14 protein-coding genes are annotated in these 19,845 nt (G+C 68.0%); 8 read left to right on the forward strand and 6 right to left on the reverse strand.

Going from position 1 to position 19,845, the window contains the following annotated elements; genetic code table 11:
• Positions 1–120 precede the first annotated feature (120 nt).
• The 4 genes from AC1RRF_RS02685 to AC1RRF_RS02700 all read right to left on the reverse strand — a co-directional run bounded on the left by AC1RRF_RS02685 (position 121) and on the right by AC1RRF_RS02700 (position 4,702).
• Positions 121–1,965 (reverse strand): Ca2+-dependent phosphoinositide-specific phospholipase C, encoded by a 1,845-nt coding sequence (locus AC1RRF_RS02685; RefSeq protein WP_492832570.1) that lies wholly within the window; start codon positions 1,963–1,965, stop codon positions 121–123.
• Between the two features lie 79 nt (positions 1,966–2,044).
• Positions 2,045–2,620, reverse strand: a complete 576-nt coding sequence (locus AC1RRF_RS02690) for a class I SAM-dependent methyltransferase (RefSeq protein ID WP_492832572.1) — start codon at positions 2,618–2,620, stop codon at positions 2,045–2,047.
• Positions 2,599–3,777 (reverse strand): glycosyltransferase family 4 protein, encoded by a 1,179-nt coding sequence (locus AC1RRF_RS02695; RefSeq protein ID WP_492832574.1) that lies wholly within the window; start codon positions 3,775–3,777, stop codon positions 2,599–2,601. The genes AC1RRF_RS02690 and AC1RRF_RS02695 overlap by 22 nt, the downstream gene beginning before the upstream one ends.
• Before the next feature lies 1 nt (position 3,778).
• Positions 3,779–4,702 (reverse strand): glucosamine inositolphosphorylceramide transferase family protein, encoded by a 924-nt coding sequence (locus AC1RRF_RS02700; protein WP_492832576.1) that lies wholly within the window; start codon positions 4,700–4,702, stop codon positions 3,779–3,781.
• 269 nt (positions 4,703–4,971) lie between these two features.
• Here AC1RRF_RS02700 and AC1RRF_RS02705 point away from each other — a divergent pair, with 269 nt between their 5' ends.
• The 3 genes from AC1RRF_RS02705 (at position 4,972) to AC1RRF_RS02715 (ending at position 8,988) form a co-directional block, all read left to right on the forward strand.
• Positions 4,972–5,472 carry an RNA polymerase sigma factor gene (locus AC1RRF_RS02705; protein ID WP_492832578.1) on the forward strand — a complete coding sequence of 167 codons (501 nt, stop codon included), beginning with the start codon at positions 4,972–4,974 and terminating at the stop codon, positions 5,470–5,472.
• A gap of 110 nt (positions 5,473–5,582) precedes the next feature.
• Positions 5,583–6,524 carry a FecR family protein gene (locus tag AC1RRF_RS02710; RefSeq protein ID WP_492832580.1) on the forward strand — a complete coding sequence of 314 codons (942 nt, stop codon included), beginning with the start codon at positions 5,583–5,585 and terminating at the stop codon, positions 6,522–6,524.
• 154 nt (positions 6,525–6,678) lie between these two features.
• Positions 6,679–8,988, forward strand: a complete 2,310-nt coding sequence (locus AC1RRF_RS02715; protein WP_492832582.1) for a TonB-dependent receptor — start codon at positions 6,679–6,681, stop codon at positions 8,986–8,988.
• Positions 8,989–9,002: 14 nt separating this feature from the next.
• Here the strand turns inward: AC1RRF_RS02715 and AC1RRF_RS02720 are convergent, their stop codons facing one another.
• Both AC1RRF_RS02720 and AC1RRF_RS02725 read right to left on the reverse strand, forming a co-directional pair.
• The gene (locus AC1RRF_RS02720) at positions 9,003–11,495 is read right to left on the reverse strand and encodes a glycoside hydrolase family 2 protein (protein WP_492832584.1); all 2,493 of its coding nucleotides are present in this window, start codon (positions 11,493–11,495) and stop codon (positions 9,003–9,005) included.
• A 2-nt stretch (positions 11,496–11,497) separates the two neighbouring features.
• Entirely contained in the window at positions 11,498–12,304 is an 807-nt protein-coding gene (locus AC1RRF_RS02725) for an alpha/beta fold hydrolase (RefSeq protein ID WP_492832586.1), read from the reverse strand.
• Between the two features lie 196 nt (positions 12,305–12,500).
• On the opposite strand from AC1RRF_RS02725, the gene AC1RRF_RS02730 reads away from it, so the two are divergent.
• The 5 genes from AC1RRF_RS02730 to AC1RRF_RS02750 all read left to right on the forward strand — a co-directional run bounded on the left by AC1RRF_RS02730 (position 12,501) and on the right by AC1RRF_RS02750 (position 19,835).
• The gene (locus tag AC1RRF_RS02730) at positions 12,501–14,675 is read left to right on the forward strand and encodes a TonB-dependent receptor (protein WP_492832588.1); all 2,175 of its coding nucleotides are present in this window, start codon (positions 12,501–12,503) and stop codon (positions 14,673–14,675) included.
• A 63-nt stretch (positions 14,676–14,738) separates the two neighbouring features.
• Positions 14,739–16,361, forward strand: coding sequence for an AMP-binding protein (locus tag AC1RRF_RS02735; RefSeq protein ID WP_492832590.1), 1,623 nt, complete (start codon positions 14,739–14,741; stop codon positions 16,359–16,361).
• Between the two features lie 137 nt (positions 16,362–16,498).
• A complete protein-coding gene (locus tag AC1RRF_RS02740; protein ID WP_492834130.1) occupies positions 16,499–17,188 on the forward strand; it encodes a TetR/AcrR family transcriptional regulator in 690 nt (229 codons plus the stop codon).
• The gene (locus AC1RRF_RS02745; RefSeq protein ID WP_492832592.1) at positions 17,181–18,434 is read left to right on the forward strand and encodes a serine hydrolase domain-containing protein; all 1,254 of its coding nucleotides are present in this window, start codon (positions 17,181–17,183) and stop codon (positions 18,432–18,434) included. The genes AC1RRF_RS02740 and AC1RRF_RS02745 overlap by 8 nt, the downstream gene beginning before the upstream one ends.
• A 51-nt stretch (positions 18,435–18,485) precedes the next feature.
• Positions 18,486–19,835 (forward strand): MFS transporter, encoded by a 1,350-nt coding sequence (locus AC1RRF_RS02750; protein ID WP_492832594.1) that lies wholly within the window; start codon positions 18,486–18,488, stop codon positions 19,833–19,835.
• Positions 19,836–19,845: the final 10 nt, after the last annotated feature.

Raw genomic sequence — 19,845 nt, forward strand, 5'->3', positions numbered from 1 at the left:
GAAATCTCCGCTGGGTCGATGTTGACGTCGGCGGCCGCCGGCGGATCGTTCCGTCCGGCCTGCGCCCCCGTGGCCCTCAACGACCTCGCGGCGAGGTCCCTCAGCGTGTGACAGCAGGTTTCATTCAAAGTTCACGGCGGTGTCTTGTTCGCCGCCGGAGCCGGCCTTCGCCAGCGCCGCCTGGACCTCGGCGCGGGCCGCCTCCATGTCGCGGCGGAAGGTCTCCGAGCGCTGTTCGGCGCCGTAGATCACGGCCCCGGACAGGATGCCCGCCTCGGCGGCGCTGTAGCTGTGCGAGCCGCAGATGTAGCGGCTCTCGGCGAACTCGCGCCCCCGGGCATAGAGGATATCGGCCCGTTGCGGGGCCAGTTCCGCCAGGATCATGGCCACGTGCATGCCGTGGGCGGAGTGGCCGGACGGATAGTCGGGATTGCCCGCCAGATGATCGGTCTTCGCCTCGCAGATCGGCTGATCCGTGCCGATGTAGGGCCGCTGCGTGCCCCAGTGGGTCTTGGCGTCGCCGACCACGGAGCGGTCGTCGCCCGATCGCTGGAGCAGGGCCGTCAGCACCGGCGTCTCGGCCTCGGTCAGTTCGATGCCCAGGGCGCCGGCGAAGTGGTGGTACATCGTCCCGCGCACGTCGTCCGTCGCCAGCGCCCAGCGCGGCGTGCCCTGCAGGGGACGGGTCTCGCGGAAGACGCCCGCATTGGCGGTGTCGCGCGCCGAGCCGGGGGCCGGGGGCGGGGCCAGCACCATGGTCAGGTCCGGGCGATCCTCGCGCGCCAGATAGCCCCGCTGGGGAGCGCCCGCCGTCAGTTCGACCGCCAGGCCATCGCAGCGCCCCGGGTTGCGCACCGGATTGCAGACCGCCGCCGCTCCGCCGGGCAGGCGAACCTCATAGGTCGGGAAGCGCGGGTCGGCCCACAGATAATCGGTCGAGACATACTGGGCCCCGCTGGACAGGGCGGCGCTGCGCCGGGCGACGCTCGCCGCGCGCGCCTCGACCGTGTCCGCATCGGCGCGGGTGCGCACGACGAAGCCCGCCTCCACCGCCGCCCGGATGCGCGCCTGCTGGCCGACCGGGTCGTTCAGCGTCAGATAGGCGGCGGCGGGGGAGGTCTCGTCCGTGTTGACGAACATGGCGCGGCCTTCCAGCGAGCGCCGCTCGCCGCGATAGCTCGCGACCTTCTGGGGACCTTCGTCGAGGGCGAAGAAGACCTTGCCGCGCGCTTGCCCCAGCGTCGGCCAGCCGCCCGCCAGGACACCCTCGCGCAGGGTGGGCCGGCCGCCCTGGACCTGATCCGGCGTGATCAGGCTGTCGGAGGCGAAGACCGAACGGATCTCGGCGTCCAGCGCGTCCCAGGCTGCGGCATCGAAGTCCAGCAGGGCGACGCTGCCGGGCAGGGAGGGCGCTCCGGTCTTGGCGTTCAGCATGATCAGGATCGGGGCGTGATCGGGATGGGCGCGCGACCAGTCGCGGATCTCGCCCAGGCAGGCGACGAAGGTCAGGCAGGAACTGCGGAAGTCCACATCCGGCATGTGCAGGGTCTTGAAGCCCGGTCGGGCCATGGCTTCGGCGAAGGCCGGGCTGACCGCCGCGCCGCCGCCCAACGCCGTGCGCGGATGGGCGTAGTGTCCCCCCTCGGGATCGTTAAGCACGTCGATCTCGATCTGACGCGCGCCGCCGTCCAACTGGTCGGCCAGTGAACGGTGGGCGTAGTCCAGTCCGCGCGCCGCCGGGTTCGCGGCGGTCATGACGGCCAGTTCGTCGCCCGGGATGGCCAGCTTGTAGCTGTTGTGGGTCCCGACCGCCGACAGGTCGTTGAGGCGCAAGGTCCGGTCCATCCAGGGCCTGGCGCAGGCGTCGCCGCCCGCCGCGCCGACGTCGGCCGCCGTGGCCGCGCAGGCCTGTTCGGGCGCGGTCTGCAGCGGGCCCGCCAGCAGAATGGTCAGCAGGGTGAACATGGCGCGCTCCTTCGATTCCGACGGCGGCCCTCCTAGCCGCGGTCCGTGAAGGATCGATGTCGCGTCGCCTCGAAGACCGTCAGGCGCGTCGGATCAGGGTGTCATAGACGTGGGTGACGGTGTCGAACCCCACCCTCTGATCCTGGCCGCCGAACGGCGCTGGATCGAACCACGGGGCCGTCAGACCCGCCTGGACGGGATCCTCCACCTTGTCGGTGTTCCAGCCCAGCAGAAGCTGTCCGCCGGGCCGCAGGATCGCGGCCATCGCCGCCATCGCCCGACCTTGCTGTTCGGCTGCATTGACCCCGTAGCCGAAGACGCCGTTGCAGATGATGGCGTCGAAGGTGATGTCGGGGAAGATCGTGTCGATCGCGCAGACGTCGCCGGTCCGGTGGCGACCGCTGCGGCCCCAACGGGCCGCCTTGGGATCGATATCGGTCGTCCAGACTTCGGCCCCGCCGGTTTCCAGCGCGGCGTAGTCGGTCGCGGTGTAGGCGCGGCACCCGACCCACAGAATCCGGCCGCCGGCCGCGGCGAAGGCGGGAATATAGGCATCGGCCATGAGCCGGCGGTCGGGCAGATCTCGAATGTCGCCGGAGCGCGCCGCGGCCCGTTTGCCGAAGAGAAGGGTCGTCAGGAAGGTGCGTCCGCCCATGGCAGGCCTCGGTCAATCACGGGGGATCCGGAAGATTTGCCGATCATGCGCAGGCGTGATGGACGAAGGCCAGAGCGGACACGGCCTTCATCGGCGATATGTTGGCGCAGGTCGTCGAGCTGTCGAGCTCGCGCCACGGGATTGTGGATCGCCACGACATGCGTCTGGCCCGCGGAGGCCATCCTCCGGCGCAGCTTGTCGTCCGTGACCAGCCGGGCGATGGCGTCCGCGAGCCCTGGCGCTTCCGGCGGATCGACGTACAGGGCGTGGACCCCGCTCGCCTCGCGCAGGCCGCCGCGTCCGGACGACACCAGCGCCGCCCCGGCGGCGTGGGCTTCGAGCGCCGTCAGGCCCAGCGCCTCGGCGACTCGTGACGGGGTCACGGCGATGGCGGCGCGGCGCGACACCTCGATGACCTTCGCCATCGACGCGGACTTATGGAGTTCGACCCGATCGCCGAACCGATCGAGGGCGCGAACGTGCGGTTCGGCCCAGGCCTGGTTCCGTTCCCATTCGCCGAGCATAAGGGCGCCGCGCCAGGTCGGATTTTGGTCCAGAACGGTCGCCAGCGCTTCGCAGAAGGCGTCGAGCCCCTTCTCGGGCAGCGCGCGGCCCGAAAACAGGATCAGCGGCTCACGCGCCGTGACGTCACCGCGCCAGGCTGCGATGTCGATCGGATTGCAGACCGCCGAAATCGCCCCCTTGAAACGGGGATAGTCGGTCCGGAATTCGGCGCAGGCCGCCTCGCTGACGAACAGGAGGTGATCGAAGGCCTGCAGCCGGCGGCGATAACGGAACCGCTCGATCGGATTGCCGGGCGGCTTGATGCGCGTGTGTCGATAGAGGACGTGCATGGGGCCGGGCAGGAGGCGGGCCAGCTCGGCGGCCGGTCCGAGTTGCTGGTGGTACTCAACGATGTCGGGGGCCAGATCGCGCAACACGGCCGCGACGACGTTCCGGCGTTCCGACTTGCTCAGCCCGGCGGGAATGGTCAGCAGGCCCGGCATCGCCGGATCGGCGGCCCCCGCGTCGCAGATGATCCGTATATCGTCCTGGAACCGGCTGCGCAGGTTCAACGTGAGGGCGACCGTCTCCATGGAGTTGGTCTGGCCACGCTCCATCAGACAGCCACGAGGCATGACAACGGCGATCCGCATCTCAGGCCGCCTCGGCGCGTTGCGGGCGCGGACCGTTCAGCCGAAACAGGCGGCGCAGCTTGTACTGGGCGCGGATGTAGCGCTCGAGCGGGGAATGATTGACGCTCTTGACGTCGATGAAGGTCATGCCGCCGGTTCCTGAAAGGGTGTGAAGGCCGTCGCTGAAGCCGTCGAGAAGGCCTTCCGGCTCGAACCGGCGGACTTCGGTCGCCTCGAACCGGTCGGGTCCGAGACTGTCGATCCGCAACAGCCGGATCCGCGAGCCGTAGGCGTCGGAACAGTCCTGCACCGGCAGGTGAAGGACGCCATCGCGTTCGAACGCAGAACCACCGGGGCGGGAATCCGCCGACCCGGTCCGCACCGGATTGTGGGCATGCGGCGTCCAGGGGCCTTCCAGCCGATCGGCCCAGGCGACATGGAGCTCCCGCATGGCGCGGTCATCCGGCCCGGGCAGGGCGTAGAACATCCACCAGCGCGCGCCGGACCGCACGACGGTGGCGTCGATCGCGGGAACATCGAGAAGCTTCTGAACCGGCTCCCAACGGTCGGGGAAACGGACACAACGGTACAGGGTCAGGACGCCGCTCTTGTACCCCTCGGGCAGCATGTAGAGCTCGCCGCCGTCCTCGATCAGGCTTGGGTAGGAAAGGTGGAACGGCTCGGCCAGCGCCACTCCCCGACCGATGAGGACGTCGTTCTGGTCGTACTGGAAATAGTGGATCTCGCCGCGGCGAACCCGATAGTCGAACGCCTCGACGAACACGGTGACCACCCCGTCACGCTCGAGGCCGAACGGGTCGGCGACGAATTGGAAAGAGCGATCGCCCGCGGGCAGCCAGACGACCTTCGCCGGGTCCAGTCCGTCGGGTTCAAGCGCATGGGACAGGGGACTGCGGACATAGCCGGCGCGCCAGAGATCAAACATCTGAGCGCGCCCGGGTCTGCATCGTGTCGTCACTCTCCGGGGGGTCGTCCGGACCCGGGCGGAAAACCGGATCCGGACGACAGGGGGGCATGTCAAAGGGGCTCACATGCCCTCGATGGGTAAGACGGCGCCCCGCGCGGCTTGCCTCAAAAGAAACTGCACGGCATGAAACGGCGTTGTCTGGAGAAGGCGGCGTCCGTCCGGCGGCGTCGGGTGTTCTGAACCGACGAGAGGGCAGCACTCCTTTGACAGCGCCGACCGCGCATCCTTTGACCGATGTCTACTTCGAGCAGCGCGATGCGCTGGCGCGGTTCCTTCGCGCGCGCCTAGGCGGCGCTCCCGATGTCGAGGATCTGCTGCAGGACCTCTATCTCAAGGTGTCCGCCGTCAGTCCGGAGGTCGAGATCCGGGACGCGCGAGCCTTCCTGTACCGGCTGGCCTCGAATCTGTTGCTGGACAGGCGGCGTTCGGCGTTGAGGGGCGCTGCCCGGGACGGGGCCTGGCGCATGACCTCCCACGTCGTCGGCGCCTACGAGGACATCGATGACGCCCCGTCCGCCGAGGCCGTGGTGGCGAGCCGTGAACGGCTGTCGGCGCTGATCGCGGCGCTGGAGACGCTGCCCCGCAAGACGGCCACGATCTTTCGGATGCACAAATTCGACGGTCTCAGCTACGCTGAGGTGGCGGCCCGCCTGGGGATCTCCCGCAGTTCAGTCGAGAAGCATATGATGGACGCGCTTAGGATCCTGGCCGCGAGGGCGCCGCGGTGACGGGCGCATTTTTCGCGTTTGGCGTGATTTTCCTCGGAGGTGGCGCCGCACCTGCGACGTCCTACCCTCAGAGAGCCGCTCGCCGTGGCTGAAGATCGACAGTCGTACAGATGAACATCCACACCGACATTGAGGAGACGGCCCGGGGCTGGTTCGTGCGCCTGAACGGTCCGGATGCGTCCGAGGCGGAATGGCTCGCCTTCCAGGACTGGATCGAGGCGGCGCCTGCGCATCGCGACGCCTACGACCGGGTGGAAGCTCTGTGGATCGCGCTGGATGAGGTTCCTCCGTCGGCCCTGCCGGCGAACGATGACCTCCCGGGTGCGCGACGGTCGCGGCCTGTTTGGCTGTATCCGGCGATCGGCATGGCCGCGGCTCTGGTCCTGGCCGTCGGGGTGTGGCCGTTGTTCGGCGCCCGCACCGAGGTCTACCGGACGGAATCGGCGCCGCGCACGGTCGAACTGTCGGACGGCTCGGTCATCTACATGAACCGTCACTCCGACCTGAGCGTGCGCATGGAGTCGGGACGGCGCGAGGTCACCCTTTCCGACGGCGAGGCCGCCTTCGACGTCGCGCACAACGCCTCTCGCCCGTTCGTGATCACCGCCAGCGACCGCAGCGTCCAGGTCCTGGGGACCGCATTCAACGTGGTCAACCACGATGGACGGTTCTCGGTGAGCGTCGAGCGTGGCGTGGTCGCGGTGACGCCGGCCAGCAGCGGGGACGTCATGCGGCTGACGGCCGGTCAGCGGGTCGACCAGCTTGGTCGCCAACAGGCCGTTCTGAGCCGCGTCGATCCCGCCAGCGCCTCGACCTGGCGCACTGGGGTTCTGGTCTATCGCAACGCCTCTCTCGCGGAGGTCGGAGACGACCTGTCGCGCTACCTCGGCAAACCGGTTAACGTATCGGTTTCAGCGCAGAATCTGCGGTTTACCGGAGTTCTGCGGGTGGCGGATGAGGCGGTCATGCTGGAACAGCTCAAGGAGCTGGCTCCGGTTGAGGTCACTCGATCCGCCGACGGGGTGGATTTGACTGGGCGTGACTCGCGCTGATCCTTCTTCAGGCGGCAGAACGGGACGATTTCGCGTCGTTGGCCTCGGCCTAATCCTGACTGTAACGGTACTCGGCGCGGCGCGGCCCGCGGAGGCGACGCCTGACCGGCGGTTGAACCTTCATATCCCGTCACAACGGGTCGAGAGCGCTCTTTTGGATCTGGCGCTTCAGGCCCGGGTTTCGCTGGGGGGCGATCTGTCGGCCTGCCGTGGCGTCGCCCCCGCGCTGAACGGAACGATGGGGCTGAACGCCGCCCTGACCCGGGTGCTGGCCGGCTCGGGCTGCACCTGGTCGACCAGCGGCAGCGGAGCGATCATCATCCGCCGCGCCGGGCGCGCCCGGCCCGCGGTCTCCATGCCGGCGCCGTCGCTTCCCCCCGTTGCTCTAAGGCCGGTCGAGGCGGTGTTCGAAAACACCTCGGAGCTCAGCGACGTCATCGTGACCGCCGAGCGTCGGCCGGAGTCGCCCCAGAGCGCCGCCATCGCGGTGACTGCGGTGACCGGTGAACAGATCGGCTTCGCCGGAGCGGCCAACGCTCACGACCTCAGCAATCTGATCGCGGGAATGACGGTCACCAACCTGGGGTCGGGCCGTAACAAGATCCTGTTGCGAGGCATGTCCGACGGCGCCTTCACGGGGCTGACCCAGTCGACGGTGGGGCTGTACCTCAATCTCGTTCCCATCACCTACAGCGCCCCGGATCCGGACCTCAAGCTGATCGACCTTGATCGGGTCGAAGTGCTGCGTGGGCCGCAGGGCGCGCTGTACGGCACGGGTCCGATCGGCGGCGTGGTCCGTATCGTCACCCGATCGCCGGATCCGCTGACCTATGCCGTGGACGTGTCCGGGACCCGATCGGTCACGGCCGGCGGCGGCGCCAACACCGAATACTCGGCCGTCGTGAACCTGCCGTTGCCGGGCGAGCGGGGCGCCATTCGCGGGCTGGCGTATGAGGAGGCCTTCGACGGCTATATCGACGATGTCAGCCTGAGCCTGCGCCGGGTCAACGCCTCGTCGCGGCGGGGCGGGCGGCTGGCGGCCAGCCTGCGCCTCGCTCCCGACTGGAGCACGACCGTGGGGGTCGTCCATCAGTCGATCGACACCGAGGATACGCACTACGTCTATCGCACCCTGGGCGGGCTGAGGCGCGCCAATCTGGTGCGCGAGCCCCATACGAACGATTTCAACCAGGCCTACGTCAGCATCGAAGGCCGGGGCGACTGGGGGCGTGTCGATGGATCGATCGCCTACCTCGATCACCGCTTCCGCAGCCGCTACGACGCCTCGACCGCGCTTTTGCTATTCGGGTCCCTTGCCCGGACCGGAGCTCTGGACGAGGCGAAGTCCATCCATCTTGTGGTGGGCGAACTGACGTTCCGTTCGCCGCCGTCCGACAAGGTCGAATGGCTGGCCGGCGGGTTCTTTTCGCAGGGTGAGACGCGGGCCGAAACCCTGCTTTCAGCCCTGCGGCCCACGCCTGCCGATGTCTATGGTGAAGTTCGCAATGACGAACTCCGCGAGGCGGCGGCGTTTGGTGAAATCTCCTACGCCCTCACCCCGACGTTGACGCTGACGGCGGGGGGGCGGCTCTACGGCTTTGACTATGACACACGCTCCGACGTGATCCAGAGGTTCGGGCAGCGCGAGTTCCAGGGGCGGCGCAGCACCTGGGGCTTTTCGCCCAAGCTGGGGCTCGACTACCGCCCTGACGACCGCATGGGCTTGTATGCCCTCATCAGTCAGGGGCACCGGACGGGCGGCTTCAACACGGGGGGACCGCTGTGGCAGGACTTCGACGGCGGCCCTGGGAACCCGATGCGGGAATATTCGGGCGACACGCTCTGGAACTATGAGGTCGGGACCAAGGTCGTGCTCTGGGATGGACGGGTTCAGGCCCGCGTCGCCGTCTTCGTGGCCGATTGGCAGAACATCCAGAGCGACCAGTTCCTCCCCAGCGGTCTGGCCTACGCCGTGAACGTGGGCGACGGCGCCAACCGGGGCATCGAGATCGAGACCAACTGGAGGCCGAACGATGAGATCGAGATCCGCGCCAACGCCCTGCTCGCCGACCCGCGGATCACCCGGCCCAGCGCAAACTTCAACTCGCGGGGGGATGCGGGCCTGCCCGGCGTTCCCTCCGCCTCGGCCAACATCAACTTCTCCTGGCGGCGTCCCGTCGGCGGAGGGCTGACCGGCTTCGTGGACGCCAGCCTGTCCTACGTCGGCCCATCGCGGCTGACGTTCGACGCCGAACGCCGCTACCGGATGGGCAACTACCTGAACGGCCGCATGTCGACGGGTCTGGAAGCGGACAACTGGGCGATCATGGCGTTCATCGATAACCCCTTCAACACGACGGCCAACACCTTCTCGTTCGGTGACCCGTTCCGCCTGCCCGAGGCCCTGGCCACCACGCCGCTACGTCCGCGAACGGTCGGCGTCACCCTGAGATTCTCGAAATAGGCCCGCACCGGCGGTCAGGGCGTCGAACGATCATTCCAGCAGCGGACGGCGACATCGGTCGGATCGAGCGGGCGCGGCGCCGTCACCAGAACCGAACGGATCTCGCGGGCAGCCATGTCGAAATGGTTGTCGCTGAACCGCAGGTCGGCCCGGGCGGAGGTCAGGTGGACGAACGCCAGCCAGGTATCGGCGCTCAGGTCGACCCGCAGGCGGGTGGGCGACAGCGGCGTGATCGCCATGATCGGCGCCGCGCCGCGCTTCAGGGCCAGTCGCTGGATCGGAACGAACAGGTGACGGGCGGCCTCGAACGCCCCTGACGGGGATCGGGCGCGCAGGACCCGATCATTCCCGCCGTCGAGCGCTTGCCGCCAGGGCGTGGCATGGCCGCCGGGCGGTGCGGAGAAGGAGACCGTCCACGTCTGGTCGATCTCTCCGTCGAGGGATTCCAGTATGATAGCGACTTCACCTTCGACGGGCTGGAGGGTGTCGTTGGTGATCCACAGCTCGATCACGCCGTCCGGCGCGGCCCTGAACGAGGCCATCACCGGGGCGAAGGCCCGACGGACCGCATGGTACGAGGCCTTCTCGACCCCGTCGTAATCGACAAGGCTCCAGCTCACACAGGGCCAGCAGTCGTTGAACTGCCACAGCAAGGCCCCCGAGCAATGGGGGCGGCGACGGCGGAAATGCTCGATGCCGAACTTCAAACCTTCGGCCTGACACCACTGGGTGAAGTCGACGTAGTCGCGCAGGGTGTTCGGCAAGCCGGTGACAGGCATCATCATGGCGTCGGCCTTGCGGGCCTCATCCTTGATCCGGGCCAGAAAGCCCTCGCTGTCCGGGGCCAAGTCGGCCGGGTCCATCCACCGTTGCAGCGTCTCCAGAACGGGCGCGGCCTGCAGGCCGAACTCGCTGACGAAGCGGGCGGTGTCCTCGGTGTAGCGGGTGTAGGCGACCCCCTCGGGTGAAGACTGGAAATCCCCGACCATTTCGTCGTCCGGGATCGGCGGCACCCCATGCCAGACGGTCCAGTCATGGACGTCTCCAGCCTTCATGCTGTTGGGATTGGGGCCGCCCCACGGACTGCCGGGCCAATAGATCGCGGCGGGATCCAGCCGCTCCACCACCTCGGGCAGGATGTCGTCATACAGCTTCAGGCCCGACAGCCGGCCGTCCTCGCCGGCCTTGTCGTTGTTGATCCGGTGCATGGCCTGGCTCTCGTTGTTGCCGCACCACAGGGCCATGCAGGCATGGTGGCGCAGGCGGCGCACCTGATCCTCGGCCTCGGCTTTCACGGACGCGGCGAAGGCGTCGTCCTCCGGATACTGGGCGCAGGCGAACATGAAGTCCTGCCAGACCAGCAGGCCGCGCCGGTCGCACAGGTCGTAGAACAGGTCCGGCTCATAGATCCCGCCGCCCCAGACGCGGATCATGTTCATATTGGCGCGGATCGCCTGGTCGATCAGGCGTTCGTAAGCGACCTCGTCCACCTCGCCCACGAAGGACGAGGCGGGCACCCAGCAGGCGCCCTTGGCGAAGATCGGCACGCCGTTCAGGACGAAGCGGAAGAAGGTCGCGCCCGGCTCGTCCGGGTCCGGCGACTGGTCCAGCTGGATGGTGCGCAGGCCGACCTCGCGCCGCGCCTCATCGACCACGCGTCCATCCCGCAGCAGGCGGGCCGTCAGCGCGTACAGCGGCTGTTCGCCCAGGTCCGTCGTCCACCACAGCCGGGGCTGATCCAGGCGGACGGGCAGGGACAGCGTCTCTTCGGCCGGACTTTCGTGGCGGAAAATCTCGCGGCCGTCCGGGTCGGCCACGATGACCTCGAGGGTCGCCGCGCCGGCGTTTTGGGTCCGCAGATCGATCCGGGCCTCGGCGGCTTCGGCGGAGACGGTCAAGGTGGCGAAGCGCAGGTCCGCGATGCCGGCCGGCGCGCGCACATCCAGCCGCGCCTCCTTCCAGATCCCCACTGTCGGCAGGTCGGGACCCCAATCCCAGCCCCAGCCGAATTGCGCCTTGCGCATCTGGTTGCGCCGGGAACGGCTGACCCGGTCGGTGAAGGCGTTCCAGGGCGGGAGGGGGAGATCGGGCGCCGCGAGGGCGGGCGGATCGAAGCGGACGGCCAGCGCGTGCCGGGTCCCGGGCTTCAGCCGCTCGCCGACATCGAAGACCCAGCGGCGGAACATGTTGTCGGCCCGGCCGATCTCCTCGCCGTCGAGGAAGATGGTCGCGAACGTGTCCAGTCCCTCGAACACCAGCTCCGCCGTCTCTCCGGGGGCGAGGACGGGGGCGACGAAGGTCGTGCGTTGCCACCATTCGCGGTCGCGCACCCACGCGGCCTCGGCCTCGCCACGGCCCACGAAGGGATGCGCCAGCCGTCCGGCGTCGATCAGGGCGACATAGGCGTCGCCGGGAGCGGTGATCGCGATCCAGCCGCCGCCCTCGTCGGCGGCGGCCCCGTCCCCGGGCGCGAAGTCCCGCAGTTCCCATCGGTCGAGCACGGTCATGATCAGGCCCCGGCGCGCTTGGCTTCGACCTCGCCGATGAACCGGTCGACCTCCGCGTTGGCGACCTCCCCAGCGCCGATGAAGTAGTTGTGGCCGATGTCCTGGAAGGTCACGAGCCGGGCCCCGGGAATCATTTCGGCCATCGCCTTGCCGGCCTCATAGGGCACCGCCAGATCCTGGGTGCCGTGCAGCACCAGGGTGGGCGCCGTCACGGCGCGGACCTCTTCCGGATCGATGCTGTAGTGCGAGATGGCCATGGCCTGGGCGATGACGCCGTTCAGGTCGTAAGGATCCTTGGCCAGGACCTTCATGTCGCGGGCGATCGCGTCGTCCGGCGCGGCGTCGCCATAGCCGTTCTTGAACTTCGGTTTGGCCAGCAGCTTGAGCACCGGCAGGGCGTTGTAGAGCAGTCGGATCAGCCAGTCGGGCCGGGGCTTGATGTCCGGCGTCTTGGCCATGGTGCAGCCGAGGATCAGCGACCGGGTCCGTTCCGGGTAGCGGATGCCGAACTCCAGGGCGATGCCGCCGCCCATGGACACCCCGTAAATGTGGGCCGACTCGACCCCCGCCGCGTCCAGCACCGCCAGGGCGTCATCGGTCATCTCCTCGACGCTCGTGCGCCGGGGCGCGTCACTGTGGCCGGTGCCACGATTATCGAACGAAATCAGTCGGTAGCGATCACCGAAGGCTTCGATGACCGGATACCACATCGCGGAGCTGTAGCGGTGTCCCATGATCAGCAGGATGGGCGTGCCCGAGCCCTGTTCGGTCCACGCCAGACGCACGCCGTCACGATCCAGAAAACGCATCGACCTCTCCCTGTGTGCGGCTTGTTCTGCCCCGGAGGACGACCGCTTCAAGGCGCACACTCAATCGGTGTTCCGGTAAAATCAAGATGTTCATTCGTGACTGAATGAGTGTTGACGGCGAGGCCGTTCGGTGAAACTCATGGCCGCATGGCGACGGAGATCGCCGAGGAAACACCACAGGATAGGGGGACCCGTCATGGGCCGTAGCATCTGGATTTCGACGTCCGTGGTCGCGCTGCTCTGGTGCGGCGCGGCGCAAGCGCAGCAGGCTGAACAGCCTCAACAGGCCGCCGAGGCGTCGGCGCTGGACGAGGTCGTGGTCACCGCCGAACGGCGCACGACCAATCTGCAGACGACCCCGATCGCCGCGGCGGTCCTGACCGGCGAACAGCTGCAGGACAAGGGCGTCAACGCCATCGACCAACTGCAGTTCTCGATGCCGTCGGTGACGGTGCAGAACTCCGGTCAGGGCAACAGCTTCAACGTTCGCGGCATCGGCAAGACCGAGAACTCGTCCAGCATCGGCGTGGGCGTCATCACCTACCGCGACGGCGTGGCGGTGTTCCCCGCCTACTTCCAGAACGAGCCCTTCTACGACATCGCCAGCCTGGAGCTGCTGCGCGGCCCGCAAGGCACCTTCGCCGGGCAGAACGCCACCGGCGGCGCGGTCTTCATCACCTCACGCAATCCCGACTTCTCGGGCGTGAACGGCTATGTCACCGGCCAGTACGGCAACTACGATCACCTGCGTCTGCAGGGTGCGGTCAACATGCCGCTCAGCGACACCCTGGCGGTGCGTCTGGCCTTCAACACCGACAATCGCGACGGCTTCTACAACGTCATCCAGGGCGCGCCGACCGAGGGCGACCCCGGCGCGGTGGACAACCAGAGCATCCGCGCCAGCCTGCTGTGGCAGCCGACCGAGGCCCTGCGCGTCCTGTTCAAGACCGACTACAGCCACATCGACCTCGGCGGCTATCCCACGACGCCCGTCAACTCGACCGACGGTCTGTTCGACATCCGCACCAACGGACCGTTCCGGGCCCAGGACGAGATCCTGCGCTCGGTGCTGAACGTCAGCTACGAGTTCGACAATGGGATGATCCTGCGGTCGATCACGGGCTATCAGGACGGCACCACGTCCGTGCGCGCCGACACCGACGGCACGGCCACCCTGCCGTTCACCTCCAACATCAAGGTGGACCAGCGGCTGTGGTCGCAGGAGTTCAACCTGATCTCCCCGGACACCGGTCCGCTGACCTGGGTCCTGGGCGCCTACTACCAGGATGACCTGATCACCTTCCCGCCGGGCCAGTTCACCACCACCCAGTATCTGTCCCCGACGATTCCTCTCTTGATCGCGATCACCCTGGAGGGCCGCAATCCGAAGTCGACGGCTGCGGTCTTCGGCCAGGCGAGCTACGACCTGACCTCGTCGCTGGAACTGCAGGTCGGCGCCCGCTTCTCGCGCTCGACGGTCGAGAACCAGGCCATCAGCGCCATCCCCGCCCTGGCCCTGGCGATCACGCAGAACGACAAGGTCGAGGAGGACAAGGTCACCGGCAAGGTCGCCCTGAACTGGACCCTGGACGACAACAACTTCCTCTATGGCTTCGTGGCGACCGGCTACAAGGCGGGCGGGCTGAACGGGCCGAACATCCTGGGCGTGCCCCCCGGACCGTTCGAGGGTGAAGAGGTCGTCGACTTCGAAGCGGGCTGGAAGGCCACGATGTTCAACGGGCGGCTGCGGACCCAGATCGGCGGCTACTACAACATCTACGAAAACTTCCAGGTCATCATCGGCGATCCGACCACGCCGACCATCACCTCGATCTCGAACGTGCTCGGCGAGACGAAGATCTACGGGCTGGAAGCCTCGGCCCAGGGCCGCTTCGGCGCGCTCGGATTCGACGCCGGCCTGTCGCTGTCGAAATCGGAACTGGGCGACTTCTTCGCCATCGATCCGCGCGGGACCCTGGCCGGCGGATGCAATCCGGGAACGGGTCCGGCCTCGGCCAACTGCGTGAACGTGGGCGGCAACGCCCAGACCTATGCGCCGGAGCTGACCGTCAATCTGGGCGTGGAATACGACTTCGCCGTGGGCGGCGGCCGCCTGACGCCGCGCGTGGACTACAGCCACATTTCCCAGACCTGGGGCACGATCTTCGCCAACCAGGCCCGCGGCGACCGGCTGGAGCCGCGCGACATCGTCAACGCTCAGCTGACCTACGAACCCGGCGCCGGCGACTGGCGGGTGCAGGCCTACGCCACCAACCTGTTCGATGAGGAATACATCGGCGCGGTGAAGGCCGGACAGCGCTACGCCGCGCCGCCGCGCCAGTACGGCCTGCGTGTCACCCGCAGCTTCTAAGGTCCCTTGGGGCGGGCCTGGCGGTCCGCCCCGAACTGTTTTCTCCGAGTTCCAAAGTCCTTGATGACCGTTCACCAGACCATCGACACACCGTCGGCAGAGGCCGTCCCGGCGCGCGCCCGCCCGCTGGACGCGATGATGGACGGCATGCAGCCCTACGAACTGACGGTCGACAAATTTCTGATCCATGCGGCGCGCTGGCATGGTGATGTTCAGGTCGTGTCCTGCGACATCGACGGCGACGTCAGCCGGATGGGTTATGCGGATGTCCTGGCGCGCAGCGAACGGCTGTCCGGAGCCCTGCTCGGCCTCGGGCTGGAGCGGGGCGACACCGTGGCCACCCTGGCCTGGAACACCCGCCCGCACATGGAGATCTGGTATGCGGTGATGGGCGTGGGCATGGTCTGCCATACGCTCAATCCACGCCTGACCGCCGTCCAGCTGGCCGCGATGCTGGAGCAGTCGGGCGCGACCCTGCTGGCCTATGGCGCCGGTCTGGCCGCCCTGGCCGCCGAGATCGCCGCCCGGCGGCCCGGACTGCGCCTACTGGCTTTGGACGAACGGCCTCCGGCGAATGGCGAAACGCTCGACCTCGAGGCTCTGATCGAAGGCGGCGAGCCCGCGGCGTGGGGCGGCTTCGACGAGCGCTCGCCGGCGGGGCTGTGCTTCACCTCCGGCACCACGGGCGCGCCGAAGGGGGTCGTCTACACCCACCGCTCCAACTACCTGGTCACCCTGCGCTCGATCCTCCCGGACTCGCTGGGGCTGACGCAGCGGGATTCAGTGCTGGTCGCCGTGCCCATGTTCCACGCCAACGCCTGGGGCTTCCCCTTTTCAGCCCCGGCCGTGGGGGCCAAGCTGGTGCTGCCGGGACGGGTCACGGACGGGGCGCGCCTCGCGCGTCTGATCCGCGAGGAAGGCGTGACCATCACCGCCGGCGTGCCCACGGTCTGGCTGGGCCTGGTCGACCATGTCGACGCCAGCGGGGAGGGCGTGCCCGGCCTCGAGCGCATCGTGCTGGGCGGCTCCGGTTGTCCGGAAAGCCTGATGAACAGGCTTGAGCAGACCCTCGGCGTCCGGGTGCAGACCAGCTGGGGCATGACCGAGTTGTCGCCGACCGGCACCCTGTCGCCTCCGGGGGAACCGGCGCGCGCCTCGGGGCGAACCTCCATCGGCCTGGACATGAAGTTGACCGACGCCGAGGGCGCGGACCTGGCGCAACAGCGGGGCGTCGTCGGCCACCTCAAGGTCAGGGGCGCCAGCGTGGTGCACCGGTATCTGGGGGCCGCTCAACGGGCCGTCGACGCTGACGGCTGGTTCGACACCGGCGATCTGGCGATGATCGACGAGACCGGAGCCATGACCATCGCCGGGCGCTCCAAGGACCTGATCAAATCGGGCGGGGAGTGGATCAATCCCGTCGAGATCGAGGAGATCATCGGCGCGCTCAAGGCGGTGTCTCTTGCTGCGGTGGTGGCGCGGCCGGACCCGAAATGGGGCGAGCGGCCGGTGCTGGTCGTCGAACTGCGCGAGGCCGTGTCCGACGACGCCCTGCGGGGCGCGCTCAAGGGCCGCGTGGCCGACTGGTGGATCCCCGAACGCATCGAGCGGGTCGACGCCATGCCGCTGGCCGCGACGGGCAAGATCGACAAGGCGCGCTTGCGCGCCGAGTTCGGGCAGGGCTGATGGCGGCTTCCAAGTCCAGCCCAGCCGTCCGATCCTCCGCGGAACTGATTCCGCCGGAGGCCGCCGTGACCGTCAAACCCGCTTCGACCCGTCGCAAGGCCCCCGCGACCAAGACGTCCGCGACCAAGGCCAATCCCGTGGCCAAGGGCCGCTCCAAGGCCGAACAGCGCGCTGACAGCCTGGAGCAGATGCTCGATGCGGCGGAGGACCTGTTCTCCAAGCACGGCATGTATGGCGTGACGCTGAAGGACGTGGCGCAGAAGATCGGGGTGCACACCACCCTGATGCACTACTATTTTGAGGACAAGCAGGACCTGTTCCTGCAGGTCGTGAAACGCCGGGCGCCGATCACCATCGGGCGCCGCGTCGAGGCGATGAAGCGCTACGCCGAGGAAACGGGCGACCATCCGACGGTCGAGGGCGCGCTGCGCGCCTTCCTGGACACCGACCTGGATCTCTACATCGAGGGCGGCGAGGGCTGGCGGAACTACGGGGCGCTGGGCGGCCAGCTGAATAACACCCCGGCCTGGGGCGCCGCCGTGATGTGGGAGAATTTCGACCCCGTCGTGCTGCAACTGATCGACCTGCTGAAGAAGGCCATGCCGGACGCCGCGGAGGAGGACATCTTCTGGGGCTACCATTTCGTCACCGGCGCCCTGACTCTGAGCCTGGCCCGCACCGGCCGGATCGATCACCTGTCGGGCGGCCTGTGCCGGTCCGAGGATTTCGAGGCGATCAAGACCCGCATGGCCAGCTTCATGGCCGGGGGCTTCAAGGCGATCTGCCAGCAGCGCGCACAGGACAGAAAGACCGCAAGCGATGGCTGAGTTCGCAGGTTTCCCCGTCGCGGCCCGGCCCGAGGACCTGGGTTTCGACAGCGCCCGACTGGGACGCCTCGACGACTACATGGCCGACATGGTCGAGAACGGGCGGGTGGCGGGCGTATCAACCCTGATCCTGCGCCACGGCAAGGTCGCGGCCTTCAGGACCCACGGGTCGGCCCAACTGGGCGGCCAGACGCCCCTGTCGCCGGACGCCGTGTTCCGCATCTATTCGATGACCAAGCCGATCGCCGCGACGGCGATGATGATCCTGTTCGAGGAAGGCCATTGGGTCCTCGACGATCCGGTGACCAAATTCATTCCGGAGTTCGCTGACCTGAAGGTCTTCGCAGGCGTGGGTCCCAAGGGCGAGATGATCCTGGAGGACGCCAGACGGCCGCCGACGATCCGCGAGGTGATGAGCCACACCGCGGGCTTCGCCTACGGCCTGTTCCCGGACTTCCACCCGCTGGAGCGCGCCTATCTCGACAACCGGATCGCGCGTCCCGAAGGCGCCCAGGCCTTCATCGACAGCATCGCGGCCCAGCCTCTGATGTTCCAGCCGGGCGCGGAATGGTTCTACTCCGTCGCCTCCGGCATTCTTGGCGTGATCATCAGCCGGATCTCGGGCCAGTCGTTCGGCGACTTCATTCAGCAGCGCATCTTCGCCCCGCTCGGGATGGTCGACACCGGGTTCCAGACCCGCGCCGACAACGTCGATCGGCTGGTGACCTTCTATCAAGACGACGGCGAGGGCGGCCTCAAGGAGGTCGCGGAGGTTCTCGGCGCCCCGATCAATCCGTTCACCGCGCCGCCAGAGTTCGAGGATGGCGGCGGCGGACTGGTTTCGACCCTCAGCGACTACGCCCGATTCGCTCAGATGATCCTCAACAAGGGTGAACTGAACGGCGCGCGCATCCTGGCGCCGGTCACCGTCGAGCTGATGGCGACAAACGTCATTCCCGACGCGGTTCTGGCCACGACGAATCCGCTTCGGCTGTTGCCCTTCAACCCGGCGTTCGGCTTCGGCCTCGGCTTTTCGGTGTTCAACGATCCGCGTCGAATGGGCTCGATTGAGGGGCGGGGCACCCTGGCCTGGGGCGGCATGGGCGGGACCTGGTTCTGGATCGATCCGGAGAACGACCTGGTCTTCGTCGGCCTGATCCAGCGGTTCGCCGACCCGATCTCCGGCGAGTTCCGCGCCAAGGCCCGCACCTTCACCTACGCGGCCCTGACCCGGCCGGAGCTCTGATCTTCACCAACGACAGACGGGCCTGAAGGCCCGCATTCCGAGGAAACGATGATGACAACAGTGGATGTTGCGGCCGCCGCGCCGCCGCCGCCCAGCGCGTTCCGCAAGACGAAGTGGAGCGTCGTCTGGCTGCTGACGCTGACCATCTTCTCGGCCCTGACGGTCGGCGGCCTGCTGGCGCCGATCCAGGAAGCGGTGAAGATCGACCTCGGGCTGAGCGACTTCCAGCTGGCCATGATCGTGGGCAGCGCGACGGCGATACCCGCCGCCATCCTGTCCCTGCCCATCGCCTGGATGGTGGATCATCACACACGGACGCGTCTGTTGATCATCCTGGCCTCGTTCTGGGCGGTCGGCACGATCGGGACGGCCTTCGCGCAGGACTTCTACGGCCTGTTCGCGGCGCGGCTGGTCTCCGGCATCGGCGCGGCCACCGCCTTCCCCGTTCTGGTTTCCATCCTGGCGGACGTGTGCATGCCCGAACGCCGCGGCCGGTCCATGTTGCTCATCTCGATCGGCGCCTGGGCCGGCGTGGCCGCGGCGTTCGCGATCGGCGGCACCCTGTTCGGCTGGCTTGAGGCCAACCCCTCGGCGTTCGTCGCGGACATGCCGTCGTGGCGCGAGGCGCATCTGCTGGTCGGCATCGGCGCCGCCGTTCTGGTCCTTCCGCTCTTCCTGATCCGCGAGCCCGCACGGCACGAAGTCGAACAGGTCAATCCGCCCCTTCGCGTGGCGCTGAAAGCCTTCTGGAGCCGTCGGCGTTTTCTGGGCTGGCTCTACGTCGGCAACTTCGCGGGTGGGTTCGCCGAGGGCGCCGCGGCCTTGTGGCTCGGATCGGTTCTGGTCCGGCAATATGGTCAGTCGCCCGGCGAGTTCGGCGGCTGGGTCGGGCTGGTGATCCTGGGTTCGGGGATTCTCGGCTCGATCATCGGCGGCTTCACCGCGGACATCAGCCAGAAGCTGAAGATGCGCGGCGCCATTCTGCTTCCGGCGCTGATCGCCACTGCCCTGAGCATTCCGGCCAGCGCCTATCCGATCATGCCGAACGTCACCCTGTTCGCCTGGGTCCTGTTCGCCCTCCTGTTGGGCGGGGTGATCATCAACCTGGTGAACTCGGCCGCGATCGCGGTCCTGCTGCCCAACGAGGAACGCGCGACCAGTCTGGCGGCCCTGGCCATCATCGCCAAGATCGTCGGCGGACCGGTGACGGCGGGGGTCATCGCCTGGATGACGGTGCTGTTCAAGGGACCGATGGGTCTGGGCATGACCCTGACCTGGCTGGGGGTGATCACCGGCTTCATCTCACTGGGCGGCTACTGGCTGGCCATGCGGAACGCACCTGAGCCTCCGGCCAAGGCGCCGGCGGAACAGCCCGGCCCGTCCGGGCCGGCCGCGGTCTAGACTTCAGTTC

It is taken from the genome of Brevundimonas sp. GW821-FHT12C05, assembly GCF_058807475.1.

Excerpts from the sequence above, each read along its gene's own strand:
- AC1RRF_RS02710 (WP_492832580.1), top strand. The coding sequence starts at position 5,583 with ATGAACATCCACACCGACATTGAGGAGACGGCCCGGGGCTGGTTCGTG.
- AC1RRF_RS02730 (WP_492832588.1), top strand. The coding sequence starts at position 12,501 with ATGGGCCGTAGCATCTGGATTTCGACGTCCGTGGTCGCGCTGCTCTGG.
- AC1RRF_RS02685 (WP_492832570.1), bottom strand. The coding sequence starts at position 1,965 with ATGTTCACCCTGCTGACCATTCTGCTGGCGGGCCCGCTGCAGACCGCG.
- AC1RRF_RS02745 (WP_492832592.1), top strand. The coding sequence starts at position 17,181 with ATGGCTGAGTTCGCAGGTTTCCCCGTCGCGGCCCGGCCCGAGGACCTG.
- AC1RRF_RS02695 (WP_492832574.1), bottom strand. The coding sequence starts at position 3,777 with ATGCGGATCGCCGTTGTCATGCCTCGTGGCTGTCTGATGGAGCGTGGC.
- AC1RRF_RS02735 (WP_492832590.1), top strand. The coding sequence starts at position 14,739 with ATGACCGTTCACCAGACCATCGACACACCGTCGGCAGAGGCCGTCCCG.
- AC1RRF_RS02720 (WP_492832584.1), bottom strand. The coding sequence starts at position 11,495 with ATGACCGTGCTCGACCGATGGGAACTGCGGGACTTCGCGCCCGGGGAC.
- AC1RRF_RS02700 (WP_492832576.1), bottom strand. The coding sequence starts at position 4,702 with ATGTTTGATCTCTGGCGCGCCGGCTATGTCCGCAGTCCCCTGTCCCAT.
- AC1RRF_RS02725 (WP_492832586.1), bottom strand. The coding sequence starts at position 12,304 with ATGCGTTTTCTGGATCGTGACGGCGTGCGTCTGGCGTGGACCGAACAG.
- AC1RRF_RS02690 (WP_492832572.1), bottom strand. The coding sequence starts at position 2,620 with ATGGGCGGACGCACCTTCCTGACGACCCTTCTCTTCGGCAAACGGGCC.
- AC1RRF_RS02750 (WP_492832594.1), top strand. The coding sequence starts at position 18,486 with ATGACAACAGTGGATGTTGCGGCCGCCGCGCCGCCGCCGCCCAGCGCG.